Origin of the sequence: Megasphaera sp. AF13-6AC (assembly GCF_027685385.1) — a bacterium.
In the GTDB taxonomy this organism is placed as follows: Bacteria; Bacillota; Negativicutes; order Veillonellales; family Megasphaeraceae; genus Megasphaera; species Megasphaera micronuciformis.
Window position 1 is genome coordinate 1 of the sequence record NZ_JAQCUN010000111.1, and the last position, 4,227, is coordinate 4,227.

Below are 4,227 nucleotides of genomic sequence, written 5' to 3' on the forward strand. Positions count from 1 at the left end.
TATTATCTTTGCGGCGCGCTTCAAATGCAATCCGCGCAAATTGAAAAAAAGGATTGCCGTTTTTTCTTTTGCGGCCCCCGCCACTTGCAAATACACGTACCCGACCGGCTTGTAGCGTAAATACGGTAATCAATCTCGTTCCTGACGGATGTTTCTGCACATTGAGAATAATACCGTCAAAGGATTCGGCGAGCCCGTACTCAGTCGGATTCATGTTCATTCTCCGTTTCTTCCGTCGACGCTTCTTGAGGAATCGGTACGGCTCGGAGTCGAACAATTCTGAAGCCTTGTACCTCTAAAACAGTGAAGGCATAATTACCTATGGTTACCGCATCCTTAACCTCCGGCGTATGACCCAATAAGTCAAATACATACCCGCCTATTGTATCTACATCCCGATCTTCTTCAACGGGAATATGAAGTAATTCTTCCACATTGTCAAGGAGGACCGTTCCCGCAAATTCATAGGCTCCGTCAGATAAGGGCTGAATTTCTTCTTTCTCCGCCGTATGTTCATTACGAATCGTACCGACCAGCTCTTCCATAATATCTTCCAAGCTAACCAAACCGACCGTACTGCCGTACTCGTCGACAACAATAGCCAAATACGTACGTCGTGCCCTCATGAGTTGCAGTAACTTACTTACAGGCATGATTTCAGGAATTTTCAAAATAGGCCGATTGATGAGCCTCAAGTTGTTGCGACGATTAATACGCAAATCCAAGACATCCTTAATATGAACCAAGCCCAGAACATGGTCTTTATCTTCTTCACATAAAGGATACCGCGTATGTCGCGAATGATTGATAGTCGTCAGATTCTCCGTCATACTTTCTTCGGCATACAGACAAATAATATCCTGACGGGGAATCATAATTTCTTTGGCCAATAAATCGGAGAAATCGAAAACATTATCGATTAACTCGCTTTCAAGCTTATCGATTTTTCCTTCTTTATGACTGGCCGTAATAAGCATACGAATTTCATCTTCCGTATGAGCCATATCTATTTCATTGGTCACGTCAAGAGAGCGACCGCTCAAAACCCGCTGTCCCAGTTTCATGCCTATAGTCAGAAACGGATAGAAAATCCGGCTGAGTCCGTAAATGATCGGCCCCGCAAAAAGGAGAGATTTCTCAGGAACCTGCATTCCTATGGACTTCGGTACCAACTCACCTAAAACCCAAAAAAGAACGGTATACACAAGGGCGATAAACAGGCAAATAACATAAGCTCCGGGAAATGGAACGATAACTTCCGCACTCATATACGTCCACGTAAGGAAATACAATAGAACACTTCCTGCCGTAAAAGCCGAAAGCGATACACCCACCTGAGCCATACTGAGAAAAATACCCGTATTATCATAACAGGGCAAGACTTTTTTCAGTTGTTCTTCACCGTCACGTACCACTTCTTCAAGGGTTTCCTTGCGCAGTTGCACGAAAGCAAATTTACCGACTACAAAAAAAGCATGTACAGCCAAGGCGAGTAAAAAAATTATACAACAAGTTGCCAAGACACCGATTTGGTCTTCCGTCATCATTCTTCTCCTTATTCGTCCTTATATCCGAATTCATTCAAAGCCGCTGCCTTATTACGCCAGTCGGGCTTTACTTTTACCCATATGTCTAAGAAAACATTCGAACCTAAAAGCTGTTCTATTTCCGTCCGTGCATAGCGGCCGATTTCTTTCAGTACGGCACCGTTTTTGCCGATAACAATTCGCTTCTGAGATTCCCTTTCTACATAAACGGTAACGCGTATATACACTTTATCGTTGTCCCTTTTAGCCATTTCTTCCGTAAAGACGGCGACGGCATGAGGAACTTCTTCACGGGTAGCACGCAAAAGTTTTTCCCGAACAATTTCAGAAACTAATAGCCGTTCGGGCTGGTCGGTAATCATATCATCGGGAAAATATTTGGGGCCCGGCTGCAAGATCTTCTTTAACTCGTCCGTTACTATATCCACATTATCACCGTTTAAGGCCGATACGGGAATGATACCTGTAAAATCATAGAGTTGCGAATAATCCGCAATAACTGCCGGAATTTTTTTCTTATCCACCTTATCCGTTTTATTAATAACTAAAAAGACGGGTACCCCTGCGTCTTTAACCTTATTTAGAACAAACATATCCCCGGGGCCGCGTTTTTCATCGGCGGCTACAAGAAATACGGCCGCATCAATATCGTGCAAGGCACTGAAAGCCGCATCATCCATAAAGCGTCCCAACTTGTGCTTTGGCTTATGAATCCCCGGCGTATCGAGGAAAATGATTTGGCATTCATCATCCGTATGAATGCAAAGAATTTTATTGCGTGTCGTCTGAGCCTTATCAGATACGATAGTTACCTTTTGTCGAATAATACGGTTAATCAACGTCGATTTACCCACATTCGGACGGCCTACAACGGCAACAAAGCCCGATTTAAATTGGTCTTTCATCTTCATCCTCCTATAGTGAAAAAGGCTGAGGAAACAGCTCCGTTGCCTTCACAACTCTGTATCGTCCGTCTTTGGCCGTTAAAATAATACGTTCCGCTGAAAATTCTGCCAAGACCTGACGGCAAGCACCGCAAGGCAACGTATAGTCCTCATCGGCTACAACGGCTACACTGTGAATCTTACGGCAACCTGCCGCAACGGCGGCAAAAACGGCATTTCGTTCAGCGCAGGATGTCAGCCCGTATGAGCCGTTTTCCACATTACATCCCGTATATACCTTTCCGTCATCGCCATCTACAGCCGCACCTACGGAAAAATGCGAGTACGGAGCATAGGCCTTTTCTTTTGCCTGCCGAGCCGCACTAACAAGGGCTTCATCTGTAGGCCTCATTACAATTCTTCTCCTTCTCTGACAAAGCCGAGGCGATGTAATACGAATTCTTCCTCTTTTCTCATTTCCGCCTTATCTTCGTCCGTCATATGATCATATCCCAAGATATGCAACATACCGTGAACAGTAAGATAGGCCAGTTCCCTTTCAAATGAATGTCCGTATTCTTCCGCCTGTTCCCGCGTCTTATCGAGAGAAATGACAATATCGCCGAGAAGCTTAGTGTCCGGTCCGTCGTAGCCTTCTTCTTCACCTTCATTTAAAGCAAAAGACAAAACATCGGTAGGACGATCTATGTTTCTGTATGTCTTATTGAGCTCATGAATATATGCATTATCACAAAGTACGACACTTAGCTCCGCGTCTTCATCCAACCCGTAAATATATGCACCTTCTTGACAAACCGACTCGATAATATTTTCATATTCTTTTTTTTCCGTCGCCTTGTTTTCATAAGTAATGCGAACCTTCATGCATTATGCCTCCTGTCCTTTATAATACGCTTCATAAGCCCTGATAATACGTCCTACCATATCATGACGCACTACATCAATATCAGAAAAACGCATCACCCCTACCCCGGGTACGGTTTCCAAAATACGTACGGCTTCAATCAATCCGGACGGAACGCTCCCGGGCAAGTCTATTTGACTTGTATCACCGTTAATAACCATACGCGAATGATTCCCCATACGCGTTAAGAACATTTTCATCTGCTCTCTCGTCGTGTTTTGAGCTTCATCTAAAATAACAAACGATTCTTCCAGAGTCCGGCCGCGCATGTACGCTAAAGGGGCTACTTCTATAATATTTCGAGCCAGCATTTTCTGCACCGTATCAAGACCGAACATGTCGGACAAGGCGTCGTACAGAGGTCGTAAATACGGGTCGACTTTTTCTTGCAAATCACCGGGTAAGAACCCTAGTTTTTCACCTGCTTCTACGGCAGGTCGAGTCAATATAATACGTTCTACTTCACGATTTTTCAAGTAATACGACGCCAAGGCAACAGCTAAATAGGTTTTTCCCGTGCCGGCCGGCCCGATACCGAAGGTAACGGCTTGCCTACGAATCATATCAACATATGCCTTTTGTCCCAACGTCTTCGGTTTGACGGGACGTCCCTTATCGGAAAGTGCAATCGTATCCTCGTGCATCATTTCTACGAGATCGCTTTTTCCGTCGCGCACCAGCTTCGTAATATAGCGCACCTGTTGTGTCGTCGCATACACCTTGTCCCTATCGAGAGCGCGTAAGTGCAAGAGCATGCTTTCCAAGATGTTTGCCTCTTCTTCAGGTCCCTTTATAAATAAGTCCTGACCCCGCGACGATAAAGCCAAGGACGGAAACTCTTGACGCATAGTTTGCAACAATTCGTCATGCA

The 4,227-nt window shown here is 44.8% G+C and carries 6 protein-coding genes; all 6 read right to left on the minus strand.

The genetic code is table 11. The features are described from left to right. A partial coding sequence (locus tag PGX78_RS06480) for a recombination protein O N-terminal domain-containing protein (protein ID WP_270445959.1) occupies nucleotides 1–214 on the minus strand: 214 nt, incomplete at its 3' end. Further along, nucleotides 201–1,547, minus strand: a complete 1,347-nt coding sequence (locus PGX78_RS06485; protein WP_270445960.1) for a hemolysin family protein — start codon at nucleotides 1,545–1,547, stop codon at nucleotides 201–203. The genes PGX78_RS06485 and PGX78_RS06480, both read right to left, overlap by 14 nt. An 8-nt stretch (nucleotides 1,548–1,555) precedes the next feature. Beyond that, nucleotides 1,556–2,458, minus strand: coding sequence for a GTPase Era (gene era, locus PGX78_RS06490; RefSeq protein ID WP_270445961.1), 903 nt, complete (start codon nucleotides 2,456–2,458; stop codon nucleotides 1,556–1,558). A gap of 4 nt (nucleotides 2,459–2,462) precedes the next feature. Then, nucleotides 2,463–2,843, minus strand: a complete 381-nt coding sequence (locus PGX78_RS06495) for a cytidine deaminase (protein WP_006942679.1) — start codon at nucleotides 2,841–2,843, stop codon at nucleotides 2,463–2,465. Then, entirely contained in the window at nucleotides 2,843–3,316 is a 474-nt protein-coding gene (ybeY, locus tag PGX78_RS06500; RefSeq protein ID WP_270445964.1) for an rRNA maturation RNase YbeY, read from the minus strand. Before ybeY ends, PGX78_RS06495 begins: the two co-directional genes overlap by 1 nt. Before the next feature lie 3 nt (nucleotides 3,317–3,319). Continuing rightward, on the minus strand, nucleotides 3,320–4,227 hold a 908-nt coding region (locus tag PGX78_RS06505), incomplete at its 5' end, for a PhoH family protein (RefSeq protein WP_333523967.1).

Excerpts from the sequence above, each read along its gene's own strand:
- PGX78_RS06485 (WP_270445960.1), bottom strand. The coding sequence starts at position 1,547 with ATGATGACGGAAGACCAAATCGGTGTCTTGGCAACTTGTTGTATAATT.
- era (WP_270445961.1), bottom strand. The coding sequence starts at position 2,458 with ATGAAGATGAAAGACCAATTTAAATCGGGCTTTGTTGCCGTTGTAGGC.
- PGX78_RS06495 (WP_006942679.1), bottom strand. The coding sequence starts at position 2,843 with ATGAGGCCTACAGATGAAGCCCTTGTTAGTGCGGCTCGGCAGGCAAAA.
- ybeY (WP_270445964.1), bottom strand. The coding sequence starts at position 3,316 with ATGAAGGTTCGCATTACTTATGAAAACAAGGCGACGGAAAAAAAAGAA.